This window comes from Scandinavium hiltneri (genome assembly GCF_024764835.1).
Taxonomy (GTDB): domain Bacteria; phylum Pseudomonadota; class Gammaproteobacteria; order Enterobacterales; family Enterobacteriaceae; genus Scandinavium; species Scandinavium hiltneri.
On sequence record NZ_JALIGE010000076.1, the window covers coordinates 1,057,345 to 1,074,832 of the forward strand.

Below are 17,488 nucleotides of genomic sequence, written 5' to 3' on the forward strand. Positions count from 1 at the left end.
TTTTTTATTAGTCGCGGAAATTCTTGAACTGGAAAGGCTGTCCGAGATTGCCGCCGCGCACCAGCGCCATAACCGCCTGCAGATCGTCACGGGCTTTACCCGTCACGCGGATTTCTTCGCCCTGAATCTGCGTCTGCACTTTCAGTTTGCTGTCTTTAATCAGCTTAATGAGCTTCTTCTGCACCGCACTTTCAATGCCGGTTTTCAGCTTCCCTTCAACGAACCAGGTTTTGCCACTGTGGACAAACTCTTCCGGCACTTCGATGGAGTTACCTTCAATGCCACGCTTGAGCAGCTTGGCACGCAGGATATCCAGCAGCTGATTGACCTGGAAATCAGATTCGCTCAGCACCTTGATGGTCTGGTTTTTTTCGTTCAGCTCAATGCTGGCTTCTACGCCACGGAAGTCGAAACGCGACTCCACTTCACGGGCCGCATTATCGACCGCGTTCTTGGCTTCCTGAAGATCAACTTCAGAGACAATATCGAAAGATGGCATGTTTTATTCTCCCTCTCTTTTTGTTGCGATGCATAATACCCGCAAAGTCAGAGAACACAACCTGTTATCCCTGCGAGTCAGGGGGTATCGTCGGCGCTATAATAGTAACATAACGCCTGATCCCGTAGCAGGTGAGGAGGAACGATGAAGATTACCGTGCTCGGATGCGGCGCCCTTGGACAATTATGGCTGACCGCGCTGTACCGGCAAGGCCACGAGGCGCAGGGCTGGCTACGCGTCCCTTCGCCATGGTGCAGTGTGAATCTGCAGGAGACTGACGGGAGCGTCTTCAACGAACTGCTGACCGCCAACGATCCTGAGTTTCTCGCCAGCAGCGACTTGCTGTTAGTTACGCTGAAAGCCTGGCAGGTCTCGACAGCGGTAAAAAATCTGGCGAGTAAACTCCCGGCCGATTGCCCCATACTGCTTGTGCATAACGGAATGGGCATACTGGAAGAGCTGCGCGGTGTGAAGCAACCGCTGCTGATGGGCCTGACCACCCAGGCGGCACGACGTGATGGCAATCTGATTATTCATGTCGCCAACGGCACCACGCACATTGGTCCGGCCAATCTCCTCGCGCAAGCGCACAGTACCCTCGCGGATACACTGCACGTCGCGCTGCCGGATGTAGCCTGGCATAACGATTTGGGCGCAGCGAGCTGGAAGAAACTGGCCGTCAACTGCGTGATTAACCCACTGACTGCAATCTACGATTGCCCGAACGGCGAGCTGCGTGACTATCCGCAGGAAGTGGAGCAGATCTGCCACGAAGCGGCGGCGGTAATGGCGCGCGAAGGCCATCACTCAAGTCCAGAAGATTTACTGGCCTACACCTGGCAAATCATCGACAGCACTGCCAACAACATTTCGTCCATGCTTCAGGACGTTCGCGCCCAGCGCCAGACTGAAATCGACTACATCAGCGGCTACCTGCTAAAGCGCGCGCGTGCCCACGGTATTACGGTGCCGGAAAACGCCCGCCTGTATGAACAGATTAAACGTAAGGAGAATACGTATGAGCGCATCAGCGCTGGTTTGTCTCGCCCCTGGGAGTGAAGAAATGGAAGCCGTGACCACCATCGATCTGCTGGTTCGCGGCGGGATCAAGGTCACCATTGCAAGCGTTGCCAGCGACGGCGAACTGGCTATCACCTGCTCACGCGGTGTAAAACTGCTGGCCGATGCACCCTTGGCACAGGTGGCTGACGGCGACTTCGACATCATCATTCTGCCAGGCGGCTTAAAAGGCGCCGAGTATTTCCGCGACAGCACCATTCTTGTGGAAACGGTAAAACAATTTCACCGCTCAGGCCGGATCGTGGCGGCCATTTGCGCCGCGGCGGGCACGGTTTTGGTTCCACACGATATCTTCCCTGTCGGCAACATGGCCGGATTCCCGGGGCTGAAAGACACCATTCCGGCCGATCAATGGCAGGATAAACGCGTAGTCTGGGATCCGCGAGTGAATCTGCTCACCAGCCAGGCACCGGGCACCAGCATCGACTTCGGCCTGAAAATCATCGACCTGCTGGTTGGCCGTGAAAAAGCCTATGACGTTGCTTCCCAACTGGTGTTACCGGCGGGGATTTACAACTTCTACGAGTAAGCTCTAAGCCAATTTACCGCCGCCACGCCCGTGGCGGCGCTCACACTTCCGGCATTAAGTTCTCCCCTTCTGTACATCGATTTTATCAACTAGCGCTTATTTTTCAATCAATTAAACGAAAACTCTCTCATTTTGCCTGCCTTGACACTCCCAATATTCCGTGGAAAACTCAACTTAAACTGGACTATACCAGTTTAAAAAACACCTCCTTACGCCCCCGGCAGGAGGCATAAAAACCTCATCAAGAGGAGTAGCCCGTGGTTACGTTTATTGAGAGCAAGGTCATCCCTGTCCTTATCCGGATTGGTGAAAACAAAATTCTGGTCGCGGTCCGTAACGGGATCGCCCTGACGCTGCCGTTTACCATCACCGGCAGTCTTTTCTTAATCATCGCCAATTTACCGATTCCCGGCTGGAGCGAGTGGTTAGGCCCATGGGCAGACAAAATCAGCGCGCCAGTTGCCGTCACCTTCGGTGCAATCGGCCTTATTTCTGCCGTTGGGATCAGCTACAACCTCGCGAAGGAATATAAGCTGAATGCGATTACCTGCAGCGTCGTCACCCTGGTGGTGTTCCTGCTGGCGCAGCTCAACGATAAATATCAGCTGAACGTCGATAACCTTGGGGCTGCGGGCCTGTTCTCCGCCATTATTCTGGCAGTGCTGACGGTGCATATCATTCGCTGGTTTATTGGCCGTGAAATTGTCATCAAGCTGCCGGACGGCGTTCCGCCTGCCGTGGCTCAATCTTTTGCCAGCCTCATTCCGGCTGCGGTCGCCATCACTCTGGTGTGGTTTGTCCGGGTCATGCTCGGCTTTGATATCAATGAATTTTTCACCCAGATCCTCAGCCCGCTGGTGAGCGGTCTCGGCTCACTGCCGGGTATGCTGGTGCTGATTTTCCTGATCTCTCTGCTGTGGTGTTGCGGTATCCACGGTGACAACGTGCTGTCTGGCATCACCAGCCCGATATTCCTGAAATACATCGCTGAAAACACCCAGGCGTATTTAAACCACCAGCCGATTCCACACATCACCGCCGACGGCTTTTACATCGTGTTTATGTGTATCGGCGGCACGGGCGCCACGCTCGGTCTGGTGCTGGCGATGCTGCGTTCCCGCAGCAAAATGTATAAATCGGTGGGCAAACTGTCGCTGCCTTCGGCAGTGTTCTGCATCAACGAACCGGTGATTTTCGGTTGCCCGATTGTCTTCAACCCGCTGCTGATGATCCCGTTCACCCTGACGCCGATGCTGCTGTGTATCTCCACCTACAGCCTGATGTATTTCGACATCATCGGCCGCCCGGTACTGCAAATTCCCTGGACCATGCCGCCAATTTTCGCTGCCTGGTTCGTCACCGGCGGCAATATTCCGGCGGTTATCTGGTCCGTCTGTACCATCGTCATCTCTGTCGCCATCTACTTTCCGTTCTTCAAATTGCTCGAACGCCAACAGCTGGAAAAAGAGCGTCATGAAGAACAACGCGAAAGCGAATCCGTACTGAACGCTGACTCTGTGTAAAAAGGATATCTGATGAAAAAGCTCAAAATTGTCACCATCGGCGGTGGCTCAAGCTATACCCCGGAACTGATCGACGGCTTTATCAAACGTTACGATGAACTGCCAGTGACCGATTACTATCTGCTGGACATCGAAGAAGGCAAAGAGAAACTGGAGATTGTTGGCAAGCTGGCGCAGCGCATGGTGAAAGAGGCCGGGATCCCGATGAACATTCATCTGTCCCTCGACCGCGCCGAAGCGCTGAAAGACGCCGATTTCGTTACTACCCAGCTGCGCGTGGGCTTCCTGGATGCGCGCATCAACGATGAAAAAATCCCGTTGAAATACGGCGTGCTGGGCCAGGAAACCACCGGCCCAGGGGGGTTTATGAAAGCCCAGCGTACGATCCCGGTGCTGCTGGATATCTGCCGGGACATGGAAAAATATTGCCCGGACGCGTGGCTGATTAATTTCACCAACCCGGCAGGCATCGTCACCGAAGCCATCACCCGCCATTCGAACATCAAGAGCATCGGGATTTGCAGCGGCGCGAACAGCATGCTGATGGATATCGCCAAAGCCTATGAGGTCGAAAAGAAGGACGTTTACGCCCGCATTATGGGCCTGAATCACCTGATTTTCGCCGACCAGATTTTCATTAAAGGCGAAGATTACACGGATGATTTCATGGCAAAACTGGCGCAGGGCAGCGCCAGCAACTCGCTGAAAAATATCCCGGACATCGGCTTCTCCTCGCGCTTTGCCAAAGCGTTACACATGTACCCGATTTCCTATCTGAAGTACTTCTTCCTGACCCGCGAAATGGTTGAGGCGGCACAGATTGATGCCAGTACCAAAGGCACCCGCGGTGAGCAAACCCGCGAGATTGAACATCGTCTGTTTGAGCTTTATCAGGATGAGCACCTTTCCCATAAACCGAAAGAGCTGGAAAAACGCGGCGGTGCCTGGTATTCGGATACCGCCTGCTCAATTATCAGTTCGATTTTTAACGACAAAAAAGAGATCCACGTGGTGAACACCGTCAACAACGGCGCGACACCGGATCTGCCGGATCACGTGACGCTAGAAACCAACGCGGTCATCGATCGTAACGGCGCGCACCCGTTGGCGTACGGGCGTTTGCCGGTCAAAATTCGCGGCCTGATCCAGAGCGTCAAAGCCTATGAAGAACTGACCGTCGAAGCCGCAGTCACCGGTGATTACAGCACTGCGCTGATGGCGCTGACCATTAACCCGCTGGTACCGTCGGCAACGCTTGCCGAGAAAATTCTCGATGAATATCTGGAAGTGAATCAGCGCTATTTACCGCAATATCATTCCAAAAGCTAAGGAACAGCGATGAAAACCTTTATTTCCCCGGACTACTCGCAACTGTGTCAGGCGGTTGCGCAAAATGTGATTCACTGTGTGAACGCCAAACCCGACGCGCTTATCTGTATCGCGGGCGGTGACACGCCGCTGGGTGTGTTTGCCGCACTGGTCGATGCGCAAAAGCAGGGCCGCGTGGACTTTTCCCGTACGCAGTTTCTCGGGCTGGATGAATGGCTCGGTCTTGGCAAGGCGGACAAAGGCAGCTGCCGCGAAATGGTCTGGCATCATTTCTTCGACAAGCTGACGCTGCGTGAGGAGCAAATCTGCTTCTTCGATGGGCTCACCGCCAACCCGCAGACAGAGTGCCAGCGCGTCGATGGTTATATTGCACAGCATGGGCCGATTGACTGTATCGTGCTCGGTATCGGCATGAATGGGCACATTGGCTTTAACGAGCCGGGTGCGTCGCCGGATAACACCTGCCACGTGATTGATTTGGATGACGTTACACAGGCGGTGTCGGTGAAGTATTTCGATACGCCACGCGAGGTAAAACAGGGTATTTCACTTGGGCTGAAAACCATTCTGGCGGCGAAAAATATCGTGCTGATGGCAAGCGGCGAGAAGAAAGCGGCCATTGTGGCGCAGACTGTGAATCACCCGGCGAGTCGAGATATTCCGTCGACGCTGGTCAAAACGGTGCCACAGGCAAGTTTGTATGTAGATAGCGCAGCGGCAAGCGCGCTGTAGTGCGAATCTGGCAGGCGCTTTAGCGCCTGCTAGCGTTCGATGCGTAGGTTTTTGACCCGGAAGATATCGGCGCGGTTATAGCTGATGGAGTAGTTAAACGCCGTTTTGTCGGCAAGGCGCGTCACTTCGGTAATTTTCAGCATCGGCTGGCCGCTGGCGATATTGAGCAGTAGTGCCAGCTCATCGTCAAACAGCGCGGCTTCGATAATGGAGTCGGCGTCTTTGATTTTCTTCCCGGTGTACGCTTCGATATAGCCATACAGCGATCTTTCCTTGAGGATGTCCTCAGGAATGGTGTCGATGACGCGTTGCGGGATATTACTGTCTTCCACCAGCACCGGATTGCCGTCGAGCAATCGGATACGACGGATAAACCAGACGTTGTCGCCGGGAGAGATTTCAAGATGCTGCGCCAGCGTGGCATCAGCCTGAATGACATTGAACGCTAACAGTTGACTGCTGACCTTTACTCGCCCCTGAAATTCGCGGGAAAAGCCGAGGATGCTGTCGCTGGTTTCGTTATTTAAAAGGTAGACGTTGGTGGCGCTGTTTTTCAGCACGAACATCCCTTTGCCGTGAATGCGCTCGATAAACCCTTCCTGAACCAGGTTATCCATCGCTTTCTGCACCGTTACGCGGGTCACGCCGTACAGGCCTGCCAGTTCGCGCTCAGAGGGGATACTTTCACCTTTTTTATAGAGTTGATTGAGGATATCGCCCTTAATGCGTTCCTTAATCTCAATATACTTGTGCACCTTTTGCATGCTGACCTCAGACAAATGCCGGGTGGCGCGGTGTTTACCCGGGCTACATTTCCACATAGGCCGGGCAAACAACATGCCGCAGGGCTGTCACTCTACGGGCGATAGACCTTCACGTTAGCAAAGCCCTGCTCGCGCAGATACAGCGCCTGCAGACGGCTCATCACGCCGCGATCGCACCACAGCAAATACGTTCTGCTCTGGTCAAGGTCGCCAAACTGGGTGCTGAGTTTGTAGAACGGCAGAGACGCCACTTCCACGCCTTCGAGCTTCAGCGGTTTGTCGTCCTGTTCATCGATAGAACGAATATCGAGCACCACATCGGTCGCGTCAAACGCAGTCACGGTTTCGACTTCAACCACTTCATGCTGAGTCTGCTGCGCAATCTCGCGAATATCGACGTTGTTGGCTTCCGCCACCACTTTGTCGAGAATAGCGAAATCGAAGTTCTGCTCTTCCGCTTCGATTTTCGCCTTCACCGCTTTCACGGTCGGGCTCTTCGAAATCACGCCGCAGTATTCCGGCATGGTGCGGGCAAAATCTTCTGTGCCGATTTCACGCGCCAGATCGATGATGTGTTCTTTGTCGTGAGAAATCAGCGGACGCAGAATCAAGGTATCGGACACGTTGTCGATCAGACGCAGGTTGGTCAGGGTCTGGCTGGACACCTGGCCCAGCGCTTCGCCGGTGACCAGCGCCTGCACGCCGTAGCGCTCAGCGACCTGAGACGCGGCACGCATCATCATGCGTTTAAGCACCACGCCCATCTGGCCGTCGTCGACTTTTTCGAGGATTTCACCCACCACCGGCTCGAAGTTGATCGCCACGAAGCGTACGCGGTGTGAACTGCCGAAGCGGTTCCACAGATAATGCGCCACCTGACGTACACCGATTTCATGTGCAGCGCCGCCCAGGTTGAAGAAGCAATAATGCACACGACAACCACGACGAATCAGCATATAGCTGGACACGCCGGAGTCGAAACCGCCGGAAATCAGCGACAGCACGTCCTCTTGGGTGCCAATCGGAAAACCACCGATACCTTCGTAGCGGCCTTTAACCAGCAGCAAACGATCGTTATCAATTTCCAGATTGACCGTTACATCCGGTTTGGTCAGCTTCACGCGCGCGGTTTCGATGTGCTGATTCAGCCCGCCGCCCACGTAACGCTCTACCTCAATAGAGGTAAAATCATGCTTACCACGACGCTTTACGCGTACGCAGAATGATTTACCTTCCAGCGTTTCGCGCCACAGCGGCAGCGTCTGTTCGAAGATATCGTGCAGTGAAGTGAAAGGCACATCTTCCACTTCCAGAATATGGTGGATGCCGGGAATACGGGTCAGCGCATCGCGAATAATCGGACGCTGATCTTCGTCTTTGGCGCGAACTTCGATGTGATCCCAATGACGAACAACGGCAAGGGTCTCGTCGTACTGCTTGAGTACGTTACGGATATTCCCGGTCAGAATTTTTATAAAGCGCAACCGCACAGATTGGCTTTTGATGGTGATTTCCGGGAACAATTTAATGATAAACTTCATGGCGGCAATGGTTCGTTGGCAAACCCGATTGGGCTTGTGGACAAAAAATACAGCAGCCATGACATCCCGGCTGCATCCAGGCGCGCAAGTATATCACCATCGCGGTCAACCTGCGCGTTACCATTATGCGTTATTTCATATGCCCGAGGACTTCGCTACCATAGGCGGGTCGCGACACAACAAGAGTCAAACATTCACTATGCCAAAGAAAAATGAAGCGCCAGCCACGTTTGAAAGCGCACTGACTGAACTTGAGCAGATTGTTTCCCGTCTCGAAAACGGTGACTTACCGCTGGAAGACGCCCTGAACGAGTTCGAGCGCGGCGTTCAGCTGGCGCGTCAGGGTCAGGTGAAGCTGCAACAGGCGGAGCAGCGGGTACAAATCCTGCTCGCCGATAACGAAGAAGCCCCGCTGACCCCTTTCACGCCGGACGCTGAGTAAACAATGGATTTCTCGCAACAGTTACAGGCCTGCGTCGAGCGGGCCAATGAAGCGCTGCGTCAGTTTATTGCTCCGCAGCCCTTTCAGAACACTCCGCTGGTTGAAGCCATGCATTATGGTGCACTCTTAGGGGGTAAACGCCTGCGCCCATTCCTGGTGTATGCCACCGGCGGCATGTTCAACGTGAGTCTTTCCACGCTGGACGCCCCAGCGGCGGCGGTGGAATGCATTCATGCCTATTCGTTGATCCATGACGATCTGCCGGCGATGGACGATGACGATCTGCGTCGCGGCCAACCGACCTGCCACATTAAATACGGTGAAGCCAATGCCATTCTGGCCGGCGACGCCCTACAGACGCTGGCGTTCTCTATACTCAGTGATGCACCGATGCCGGAAGTGTCAGATCGTTTCCGTCTGGCGATGGTGTCAGAGCTGGCTCAGGCCAGCGGCGTGGCAGGGATGTGCGGCGGTCAGGCGCTTGATCTGGACGCAGAAGGTAAGCAGGTTGATTTAGACGCACTTGAGCGTATTCATCGCCACAAAACCGGGGCGCTTATCCGCTCGGCTGTTCGTCTGGGGGCGCTGAGCGCTGGTGAGCCGGGCAAAGCGGCCCTGCCGGTACTGGATAAATACGCCGAAAGCATCGGCCTCGCATTCCAGGTGCAAGATGACATTCTGGATGTGGTAGGGGATACTGCGACCCTTGGCAAACGCCAGGGCGCTGACCAGCAGCTTGGTAAAAGCACCTACCCTGCCCTATTGGGACTTGAGCAAGCCCAACGAAAAGCCCGTGATCTCATTGAAGAGGCCCGCCAGTCATTAACGGTACTGGCCGCGCAGTCTCTGGACACCACGGCACTGGAAGCGCTAGCGAATTACATTATTCAGCGCGATAAATAAACTACATTCTCTAAATAATTCAGGTTGCAGGAAGACGGCAACGCAGTGAATCCTCAGGCGCTTACACAAGTCAGTGACTGGGGTGAACGCGGAAGCCAACGCCCCTGAAGAATGAAGAGGAAATTGTGAGTCTCTGATGAGTTTTGATATAGCCAAATACCCGACGCTGGCACTGGTGGAGTCCACTCAGGAATTGCGTCTGTTGCCAAAAGAGAGCCTGCCGAAGCTCTGCGACGAACTGCGTCGCTACCTGCTCGACAGCGTGAGCCGCTCCAGCGGACACTTTGCCTCCGGGCTTGGCACGGTGGAACTCACCGTGGCGCTGCATTACGTCTATAACACCCCGTTCGATCAGCTGATCTGGGACGTGGGTCATCAGGCTTACCCACACAAAATTTTGACCGGCCGTCGTGATCGTATTGGCACCATTCGCCAGAAAGGTGGCCTGCATCCGTTCCCATGGCGCGGTGAAAGCGAGTACGACGTGCTGAGCGTCGGGCACTCGTCTACCTCAATTTCCGCCGGGATCGGCATCGCCGTCGCCGCAGAAAAAGAAGCTAAACAGCGTCGCACCGTGTGCGTCATTGGCGATGGCGCGATCACCGCCGGGATGGCATTCGAAGCGATGAACCATGCGGGCGATATCAAGCCGGATATGCTGGTTGTCCTCAACGACAACGAAATGTCGATTTCCGAGAACGTCGGCGCGCTGAATAACCATCTGGCGCAGCTGCTGTCCGGTAAGCTCTATTCGTCGCTGCGTGAAGGCGGCAAGAAAGTCTTCTCCGGTGTCCCGCCGATTAAAGAGCTCCTCAAACGCACCGAAGAACACATCAAAGGCATGGTGGTTCCGGGCACCCTGTTTGAAGAGCTTGGCTTTAACTATATCGGCCCGGTCGACGGACACGACGTGTTGGGGCTGGTCAGTACGCTGAAAAACATGCGCGACCTGAAAGGCCCGCAGTTCCTGCACATCATGACCAAAAAAGGGCGTGGTTATGAGCCAGCAGAAAAAGATCCCATCACCTTCCACGCGGTGCCAAAATTCGACCATACCAGCGGCGTGCTGCCGAAAAGTAGCGGTGGCCTGCCGGGTTACTCGAAAATTTTCGGCGACTGGCTGTGCGAAACCGCGGCGAAAGACAACAAACTGATGGCAGTCACCCCGGCAATGCGTGAGGGCTCCGGGATGGTCGCGTTCTCTAAAAAATACCCTGACCAGTATTTTGACGTGGCGATTGCCGAGCAGCATGCGGTGACGTTTGCAGCCGGTCTGGCGATTGGCGGTTATAAGCCGGTGGTGGCGATTTACTCGACCTTCCTGCAACGCGCCTATGACCAGGTCATTCACGACGTCGCCATCCAGAAATTGCCGGTGCTGTTCGCCATTGACCGCGCGGGCATCGTTGGCGCGGATGGTCAAACCCATCAAGGTGCATTCGACCTTTCCTATCTGCGCTGCGTTCCGGAAATGGTCATTATGACCCCAAGCGATGAAAACGAATGCCGCCAGATGCTGTTTACCGGCTATCACTACAACGATGGCCCGAGCGCCGTTCGCTATCCACGCGGCAGCGGTACCGGCGTCGAGCTGGCCCCCCTGGAAAAACTGCCACTCGGTAAAGGCGTCGTCAAACGCCAGGGCGAGAAAATTGCGATTCTCAACTTTGGTACGCTGCTGGCGGATGCCGCCGTGGTGGCCGAAAATCTCAATGCCACGCTGGTCGATATGCGCTTTGTGAAACCGCTGGATGAAACGTTAATTCTCGACATGGCAGCCCGACATGAAGTGCTGGTCACGCTGGAAGAAAACGCTATCATGGGCGGTGCGGGCAGCGGCGTAAATGAAGTGCTGATGGCGCACCGCAAACCGGTGCCGGTTCTGAATATTGGCCTGCCGGATGTCTTTATCCCGCAGGGAACGCAGGAAGAAGCGCGGGCAGATATCGGCCTCGACGCGGTCGGAATCGAAGCAAAAATCACGGCCTGGCTGGCCTGATCCTTCCCCCCTTTCCGCTCCTGCTATGCTTAACATTATGTTCATCGCAGGAGTGGAAGCATGCAATACAATAAATTGGGAACAACCGACCTCAACGTCTCCCGACTGTGTCTTGGCTGTATGACTTTTGGCGAACCTGACCGTGGTAATCACGCCTGGACGCTGCCGGAGGAAAGCAGTCGCCCCATCATTAAACACGCCCTTGAAGGCGGAATTAACTTCTTTGATACCGCCAACAGCTACTCCGACGGCAGCAGCGAAGAGATCGTCGGCCGTGCGCTGCGCGATTTCGCTCGTCGTGAAGAGGTGGTTGTGGCGACCAAGGTTTACCATCAAACGGGTGATTTACCGCAGGGGCTTTCCCGGGCGCAAATCCTGCGCTCTATCGACGACAGCCTGACGCGTCTGGGGATGGATTACGTTGACCTGCTACAAATCCACCGTTGGGATTACAACACGCCGATTGAAGAGACGCTGGAAGCACTGAACGACGTGGTTAAGAGCGGAAAGGCGCGTTACATCGGTGCGTCATCCATGCATGCGTCACAGTTCGCGCAAACACTGGAACTGCAAAAACAACACGGCTGGGCGCGGTTCGTCACCATGCAGGATCATTACAATCTGATTTATCGCGAAGAAGAGCGCGAGATGCTGCCGCTGTGCTATCAGGAGGGCGTGGCGGTTATCCCGTGGAGCCCGCTGGCGCGCGGTCGTCTGACGCGACCGTGGGGTGAAACCACCGCCCGCGTGGTCTCCGATGAATTTGGTAAAACGCTCTACAGCACCACCGAAGAGAATGACGCACATATTGCGCAGCGGCTGGCGAACATTGCGGATGAGCTGGATGTGACACGTGCGCAGGTGGCGCTGGCGTGGCTGTTAAGCAAACCCGGCGTGGCGGCACCCATTATTGGTACATCGCGGGAAGAACAGCTCGAAGAGTTACTGAATGCGGTGGATATCACCTTGAAACCGGAGCAGATTGCCGAACTGGAAACGCCGTATCAGGCTCATCCGGTGGTGGGATTTAAATAAGTGAGTCTCCCCTCGCCCTAACCCTTTCCCTTAAGGGGCGAGGGAATAATCCTCGAACGCTTTCCTCCCTCTCCCTTTTAGGGAGAGGATCGGGGTGAGGGTCTTATCAAATAATCCCCATCGGCCAGTGATGCCCAATCACATACAACAGCCCCGCGGAAATCACTCCGGCGACAATATCGTCGACCATAATTCCCATCCCGCCATGCACGTTGCGATCGAACCAGCGAATTGGCCACGGTTTCCAGATATCAAAAATACGGAAGATGATAAATCCAGCGGCGACCCACTGCCAGTCGTTGGTGGGAATGGCCATCAGCGTAATCCACATCCCGACAAACTCGTCCCAGACGATGCTGCCGTGGTCATGCACGCCCATGTCTTTCGCCGTGCGGTGACAAATGTATACGCCAATACAGATACTCAGCATCACCGTCAGCGAATAGAGCTGCCACGGCAGGAAGGTCAACAGATACCAGAAGGGAATGGCCGCAATCGAGCCCGCAGTGCCTGGCATTATCGGGCTGAGGCCACTGCCAAAACCGGTCGCCAGCAGATGCCACGGGTTGAGCATGCTCAGTCGGCTTTTTGCTACGTCTTTACTGCGCAAAATGGTCATACCCCTTCCAGTCGAGCGTTACCGGCTTGCCGTCACGCTGAAAATGCAGCCCTTCAATGTCGGCGCTGACCTGGCCAACGCAGGTGAAGCCCATGCCGAAATTGCCCAAAGCGACATCCAGCGCGCCGCGATTAAGCTCCGGCACGGTGAAGCACAGTTCGTAGTCTTCGCCACCAGAAAGCGCCCAACGCAGCGCCTGTTCCGGCGCTACGTGACGCTTCATCACGTCAGAATACGGCAGCAGATCGAGATCAACCCGCGCGCCACAGCCGCTGGCCTTGAGAATATGCCCGAGGTCAGAAATCAGTCCGTCGGAAATATCGATGGCCGAATGCGCCAGATTACGCAGCGCCTGACCACTCAGAATTCGCGGGGTCGGGTTCAGATGACGCTTAACCAGATAATCTGCGTCTTCTTCGGAATCCACCTGCAGACGGTCCTGCAAAATCGCCAGACCCGCCGCACTATCGCCAGGTGTGCCGGTGACGTAAATCCAGTCACCCGGTTTTGCGCCAGAACGCTTCAAGGCCCGGCCTTCCGGCACTAAGCCGTGAATACCCAGTGTCATCGACAGCGGACCTTTAGTTGTGTCGCCGCCAATCAGCTGCATATCGTAATAATTGAGTTGTTCAAACAGGCTGTCGCTGAATGCTTCAAGCCAGGCTTCGTCTACCGACGGCAGCGTTAATGCCAGCGTCAACCACGCAGGATCAGCGCCCATCGCCGCGAGATCGCTAAGATTCACCGCCAGCGCTTTGCGGGCTAAATCGGCAGGATTGATATCAGGAAGGAAATGAATGCCCGACACCAGAGTGTCAGTACTGATCGCGAGAGTTTGTTTTTCAGGAATATTGAGCAGTGCGCAGTCGTCACCGATTCCGGTTTCAACATCAAGACGGGAACTTCTTACGCGATCAAAATAACGGGCAATCAGGGAGAATTCGCCACATGCCATACGTTATGCCTCGGCAGAGAAAAGAGAAGGCCGGAGAAAACGGTGACACCGCTTTCTCCGGCCTGCAGATTACTTTTTGCGGGGACGGATTGCCGGAGCTGCTTTATCCAGCACGCCGTTAACGAACTTATGGCTGTCTTCGGCACCGAAGGTTTTTGCCAGTTCGATAGCTTCGTTGATGGCCACTTTGTACGGCACATCATCACGTTTAGCCAGCTCAAACAGCGCGATGCGCAGCACGGCTTTCTCTACCTGACCCAGTTCTTCCAGCAGACGGGACAGATACGGTTTCATCAGGCCGTCGAGATACGCGCTGTTGGTCGCCACTCCGGTCAGCAGTTCACGGAAGTACACGACGTCGACGTCTTTCACGTCCTGTTCCGCCAGGAACTGATATTCAACATCAGAGATGTCGTTTTTAGACAACTGCCAGGAGTAAAGCGCCTGGACAGCACACTCACGGGCGCGGCGACGAGCAGCAGGTTTCACGGAATTCCCCTTACAAAAAAATCAGGCCTTGATGGCTTTCAATACATTGATCATTTCAAGCGCGGTCAGTGCAGCTTCTGCACCTTTGTTACCGGCCTTGGTGCCAGCACGTTCGATGGCTTGTTCGATGCTTTCGGTGGTCAGAACCCCAAAAGCGACCGGGATTTCGCTGTCGTGCGCAACCTGCGCCAGACCATTGCTTGCTCCACCGGCCACGTATTCAAAGTGAGCAGTACCACCACGGATAACGGTGCCGAGCGCCACAACCGCGTCGTATTTACCGGTTTTCGCCAGAGCGGCAGCTGCCAAAGGCAGTTCGTACGCACCTGGAACCCAAACCACGGTAATATTTTCATCTTTCATCTGACCGATACGCTTCATAGCGTCAATCGCGCCTTCCAGCAGGCTGTCATTGATGAAGTTGTTGAAACGCGCAATGGTGATGGCGACGCGAGCGTCCGGGGCAGCAACGTTAGCTTCGATAATGTTCATACTTTTCCTTTTGGGATTCGACTTACCCCGAGGGGGGCGGATTTTATCATAATTATTCGCGTACGGCTTCCCTATTTAGGGCTGCATCACGCGGGTATTAAATGCAGACACAGATCCGGGCCAAGGCTTCTGATCTCGTTGAAACTAAACTGGGGTGCATCGGCCAGTTTCTCAAGCCCTGGCAGCACACATAAACCGCGAGCATCACTGCCTAACAGTTTAGGCGCAACGTAAACAATCAGCTCATCAACCAGACCTGCCTGCAACAATGCGCCGGCAAACGTTGGGCCCGCTTCCACCCATAGACTGTTAATTTGCTGTTTGCCCAACTGCATCATCAGCAGAACTAAATCGAGATGACCGTTATGTTCTGGCACGTTCAGGTTACGCACATTGTCCGGCCATTCACGGGTATCGTCTTTGCAGCGCGCAAACAGGATGTCGCCCGGTTGCTGCACGATGCGGTGTTCCGGTGTCACGCGGTTCTGACGGTCGATAACAACGCGCAGCGGCTGACGCAGATTTTCCTGCGGATAATGCGCCTGCACATCGGCACTCAATTCATCCCAACGCACGGTTAATGCCGGATCGTCGGCTAACACCGTGGCATCGGTGGTCAAAATGGCGTGGCTTTCCGCACGAAGACGCTGCACATCGCGGCGCGCCTGCGGCGAGGTAATCCATTGGCTTTCACCGCTGGCCATCGCCGTGCGGCCATCCAACGACGCGCCGAGCTTCAGCTGAATATACGGGAAACCGGTACGCATCCGCTTCAGGAAACCCTTATTCAGCGCTTCCGCTTCGCTCATCATCAGCCCGTGACTGACCTCAATGCCTTCCTGCTGCAAACGGTACAGCCCGCGCCCCGCAACCTGTGGATTAGGGTCCTGCATCGCGGCAACCACACGGCTGACGCCCGCGGTAATCAGCGCCTCGCAGCACGGCGGCGTACGGCCATGGTGGCTGCACGGTTCGAGGGTGACGTATGCCGTTGCCCCTTTCGCTTTCTCGCCCGCCATGCGCAGGGCGTGGACTTCGGCGTGCGGTTCACCCGCGCGGTAGTGCGCGCCTTCGCCGACAATTTCCCCGTCTTTCACGATGACACAGCCAACGCGTGGATTCGGATGAGTCGTGAAGCGCCCCTGATTCGCCAGCTTCAGCGCACGGGCCATGTACATTTCGTCAAGCATCGATCAGTCCTGTAAACGGGCGATCTCTTCGCCAAATTCTTTGATGTCTTCGAAACTGCGATAGACCGAAGCAAAGCGGATATAGGCCACTTTATCGAGCTTTTTCAGCTGTTCCATCACCAGATTACCGATTTGCTTGCTCGGCACTTCACGTTCGCCGGTGGCACGCAGTTGCGATTTAATGTGATTAACCGCCATTTCGACATCATCAGAGCTGACCGGGCGCTTTTCCAGCGCTTTTTGTAAGCCGCTGCGCAGTTTGTCTTCGTTAAACGGTTCGCGGACGTCGTTGCTTTTCACCACCCGCGGCATCACCAGTTCGGCCACTTCGAAGGTTGTAAAACGTTCATTACACACCAGGCACTGACGGCGGCGGCGCACTGAGGAACCTTCTCCTACCAGACGGGAGTCGATCACTTTGGTATCTACGGCTAAACAAAATGGGCAATGCATGGCGCGTCCTGACGAAGATAAATAACATATTCCTATTTTACCACGACCCACCCCACTGCGTCATTTTGAGACAATCCCCCGATGGCTTCCAGGACGATACTGCTACCATTACTGTCGACAGAACCCTGAAAGGACACCTAACGATGACACGACGTTTAGTACGAATTCTGGCGCTGGGCAGTCTGTTTACCCTTAGCGCCTGCGCACAGCAGCACGAAGTACAACAGATGCAGCAGAGCGTCACTGCGCTCAATAAAGATATGACCAAACTGAATCAGGAAACCGTGAAGATAACCCAGCAAAATACCCTGAATGCGAAATCCGCAAGCGGTGTATATCTGCTACCGGGATCGAATACCCCAGCGCGTCTGGAAAGTCAGATTGGTACGTTGAGAATGTCACTGATTAACATCGCACAAAACGCCGACGGTATGCACGCCACGCTGCGTATTCAGGGCGAGTCCAACGATCCGCTTCCGGCGTTCAGCGGCACCGTGGAATGGGGCCTGATTCAGGGCACCACCGACAGCTATCAGGAAGTGAACGTCAAAAACCAGCTGATCAACGCCCCAGCCAGCGTCCTCGCACCGAGCGATGTGGATATTCCCCTTCAGCTCAGCGGGACCGATCCGAAGCAGCCCGTTTTCGTGCGCATTCACGATATTCAGCCCGCCAGCGTTCAGTAATCTCTTATCACCGGATAGCGATGGCTATCCGGTTTCCCTCCCCTTTTTCCTCACCCTTCAACATGCACAGCAATCTTTGCTGTTTTTCAGAAATCCCTGGAAACATTTGAGAGGATCCGTACAATCCCCGCCGATAATGTACGCAAACGTGAACGCAATCGATTACGTACTTGAGAAAACTGTGAAACACCACATATTTTTGTGAGCAATGATTCTTATAATAGGCCT

At 54.8% G+C, this 17,488-nt stretch carries 19 protein-coding genes; 10 read left to right on the top strand and 9 right to left on the bottom strand.

The window, feature by feature from the left end:
- Positions 1–7: 7 nt before the first annotated feature.
- On the bottom strand, positions 8–499 hold the full coding sequence (locus tag MUU47_RS22410) for a YajQ family cyclic di-GMP-binding protein (RefSeq protein ID WP_258990358.1): 492 nt from the start codon (positions 497–499) through the stop codon (positions 8–10).
- 144 nt (positions 500–643) lie between these two features.
- Between MUU47_RS22410 and panE the strand changes: the two genes are divergently transcribed.
- The 5 genes from panE to MUU47_RS22435 all read left to right on the top strand — a co-directional run bounded on the left by panE (position 644) and on the right by MUU47_RS22435 (position 5,692).
- Entirely contained in the window at positions 644–1,558 is a 915-nt protein-coding gene (gene panE / locus MUU47_RS22415) for a 2-dehydropantoate 2-reductase (RefSeq protein WP_258990359.1), read from the top strand.
- The gene (gene yajL, locus MUU47_RS22420) at positions 1,518–2,108 is read left to right on the top strand and encodes a protein deglycase YajL (protein ID WP_258990360.1); all 591 of its coding nucleotides are present in this window, start codon (positions 1,518–1,520) and stop codon (positions 2,106–2,108) included. The genes panE and yajL overlap by 41 nt, the downstream gene beginning before the upstream one ends.
- 257 nt (positions 2,109–2,365) lie before the next feature.
- Entirely contained in the window at positions 2,366–3,631 is a 1,266-nt protein-coding gene (locus tag MUU47_RS22425; RefSeq protein WP_258990361.1) for a PTS sugar transporter subunit IIC, read from the top strand.
- Between the two features lie 12 nt (positions 3,632–3,643).
- Positions 3,644–4,960, top strand: a complete 1,317-nt coding sequence (locus MUU47_RS22430) for a 6-phospho-beta-glucosidase (RefSeq protein WP_258990363.1) — start codon at positions 3,644–3,646, stop codon at positions 4,958–4,960.
- Positions 4,961–4,969: 9 nt separating this feature from the next.
- The gene (locus tag MUU47_RS22435; protein ID WP_258990365.1) at positions 4,970–5,692 is read left to right on the top strand and encodes a glucosamine-6-phosphate deaminase; all 723 of its coding nucleotides are present in this window, start codon (positions 4,970–4,972) and stop codon (positions 5,690–5,692) included.
- 29 nt (positions 5,693–5,721) lie between these two features.
- Here MUU47_RS22435 and MUU47_RS22440 read toward each other — a convergent pair whose 3' ends face one another.
- Together MUU47_RS22440 and thiI are read right to left on the bottom strand one after the other, a co-directional pair.
- Positions 5,722–6,456: a GntR family transcriptional regulator gene (locus tag MUU47_RS22440; RefSeq protein WP_258990367.1), complete on the bottom strand. Its 735-nt coding sequence runs from the start codon at positions 6,454–6,456 to the stop codon at positions 5,722–5,724.
- A 92-nt stretch (positions 6,457–6,548) separates the two neighbouring features.
- Positions 6,549–7,997 (bottom strand): tRNA uracil 4-sulfurtransferase ThiI, encoded by a 1,449-nt coding sequence (gene thiI / locus MUU47_RS22445; RefSeq protein WP_258990591.1) that lies wholly within the window; start codon positions 7,995–7,997, stop codon positions 6,549–6,551.
- A gap of 199 nt (positions 7,998–8,196) precedes the next feature.
- On the opposite strand from thiI, the gene xseB reads away from it, so the two are divergent.
- The 4 genes from xseB (at position 8,197) to MUU47_RS22465 (ending at position 12,376) form a co-directional block, all read left to right on the top strand.
- On the top strand, positions 8,197–8,439 hold the full coding sequence (gene xseB / locus MUU47_RS22450; RefSeq protein ID WP_097161484.1) for an exodeoxyribonuclease VII small subunit: 243 nt from the start codon (positions 8,197–8,199) through the stop codon (positions 8,437–8,439).
- Positions 8,440–8,442: 3 nt separating this feature from the next.
- Complete coding sequence (gene ispA / locus MUU47_RS22455; RefSeq protein ID WP_258990368.1) at positions 8,443–9,342, top strand: (2E,6E)-farnesyl diphosphate synthase; 900 nt, start codon at positions 8,443–8,445, stop codon at positions 9,340–9,342.
- A gap of 136 nt (positions 9,343–9,478) precedes the next feature.
- Positions 9,479–11,341 (top strand): 1-deoxy-D-xylulose-5-phosphate synthase, encoded by a 1,863-nt coding sequence (gene dxs, locus MUU47_RS22460; protein ID WP_258990370.1) that lies wholly within the window; start codon positions 9,479–9,481, stop codon positions 11,339–11,341.
- A 60-nt stretch (positions 11,342–11,401) separates the two neighbouring features.
- Positions 11,402–12,376 (top strand): aldo/keto reductase, encoded by a 975-nt coding sequence (locus MUU47_RS22465; protein WP_258990372.1) that lies wholly within the window; start codon positions 11,402–11,404, stop codon positions 12,374–12,376.
- Positions 12,377–12,482: 106 nt separating this feature from the next.
- Here the strand turns inward: MUU47_RS22465 and pgpA are convergent, their stop codons facing one another.
- The 6 genes from pgpA to nrdR all read right to left on the bottom strand — a co-directional run bounded on the left by pgpA (position 12,483) and on the right by nrdR (position 16,574).
- Complete coding sequence (gene pgpA / locus MUU47_RS22470; protein WP_258990373.1) at positions 12,483–12,995, bottom strand: phosphatidylglycerophosphatase A; 513 nt, start codon at positions 12,993–12,995, stop codon at positions 12,483–12,485.
- Entirely contained in the window at positions 12,976–13,950 is a 975-nt protein-coding gene (gene thiL / locus MUU47_RS22475) for a thiamine-phosphate kinase (RefSeq protein ID WP_258990374.1), read from the bottom strand. The genes pgpA and thiL overlap by 20 nt, the downstream gene beginning before the upstream one ends.
- Before the next feature lie 69 nt (positions 13,951–14,019).
- Positions 14,020–14,439, bottom strand: coding sequence for a transcription antitermination factor NusB (gene nusB / locus MUU47_RS22480; RefSeq protein ID WP_110511508.1), 420 nt, complete (start codon positions 14,437–14,439; stop codon positions 14,020–14,022).
- A 21-nt stretch (positions 14,440–14,460) separates the two neighbouring features.
- Positions 14,461–14,931 (bottom strand): 6,7-dimethyl-8-ribityllumazine synthase, encoded by a 471-nt coding sequence (gene ribH / locus MUU47_RS22485; protein WP_110511509.1) that lies wholly within the window; start codon positions 14,929–14,931, stop codon positions 14,461–14,463.
- A gap of 86 nt (positions 14,932–15,017) precedes the next feature.
- Positions 15,018–16,121, bottom strand: a complete 1,104-nt coding sequence (gene ribD / locus MUU47_RS22490) for a bifunctional diaminohydroxyphosphoribosylaminopyrimidine deaminase/5-amino-6-(5-phosphoribosylamino)uracil reductase RibD (protein ID WP_258990375.1) — start codon at positions 16,119–16,121, stop codon at positions 15,018–15,020.
- Positions 16,122–16,124: 3 nt separating this feature from the next.
- Positions 16,125–16,574, bottom strand: coding sequence for a transcriptional regulator NrdR (gene nrdR, locus MUU47_RS22495; protein ID WP_110511511.1), 450 nt, complete (start codon positions 16,572–16,574; stop codon positions 16,125–16,127).
- Between the two features lie 143 nt (positions 16,575–16,717).
- Here nrdR and MUU47_RS22500 point away from each other — a divergent pair, with 143 nt between their 5' ends.
- Positions 16,718–17,260, top strand: coding sequence for a SadB/YajI family lipoprotein (locus MUU47_RS22500; protein WP_258990377.1), 543 nt, complete (start codon positions 16,718–16,720; stop codon positions 17,258–17,260).
- Positions 17,261–17,488 lie beyond the last annotated feature (228 nt).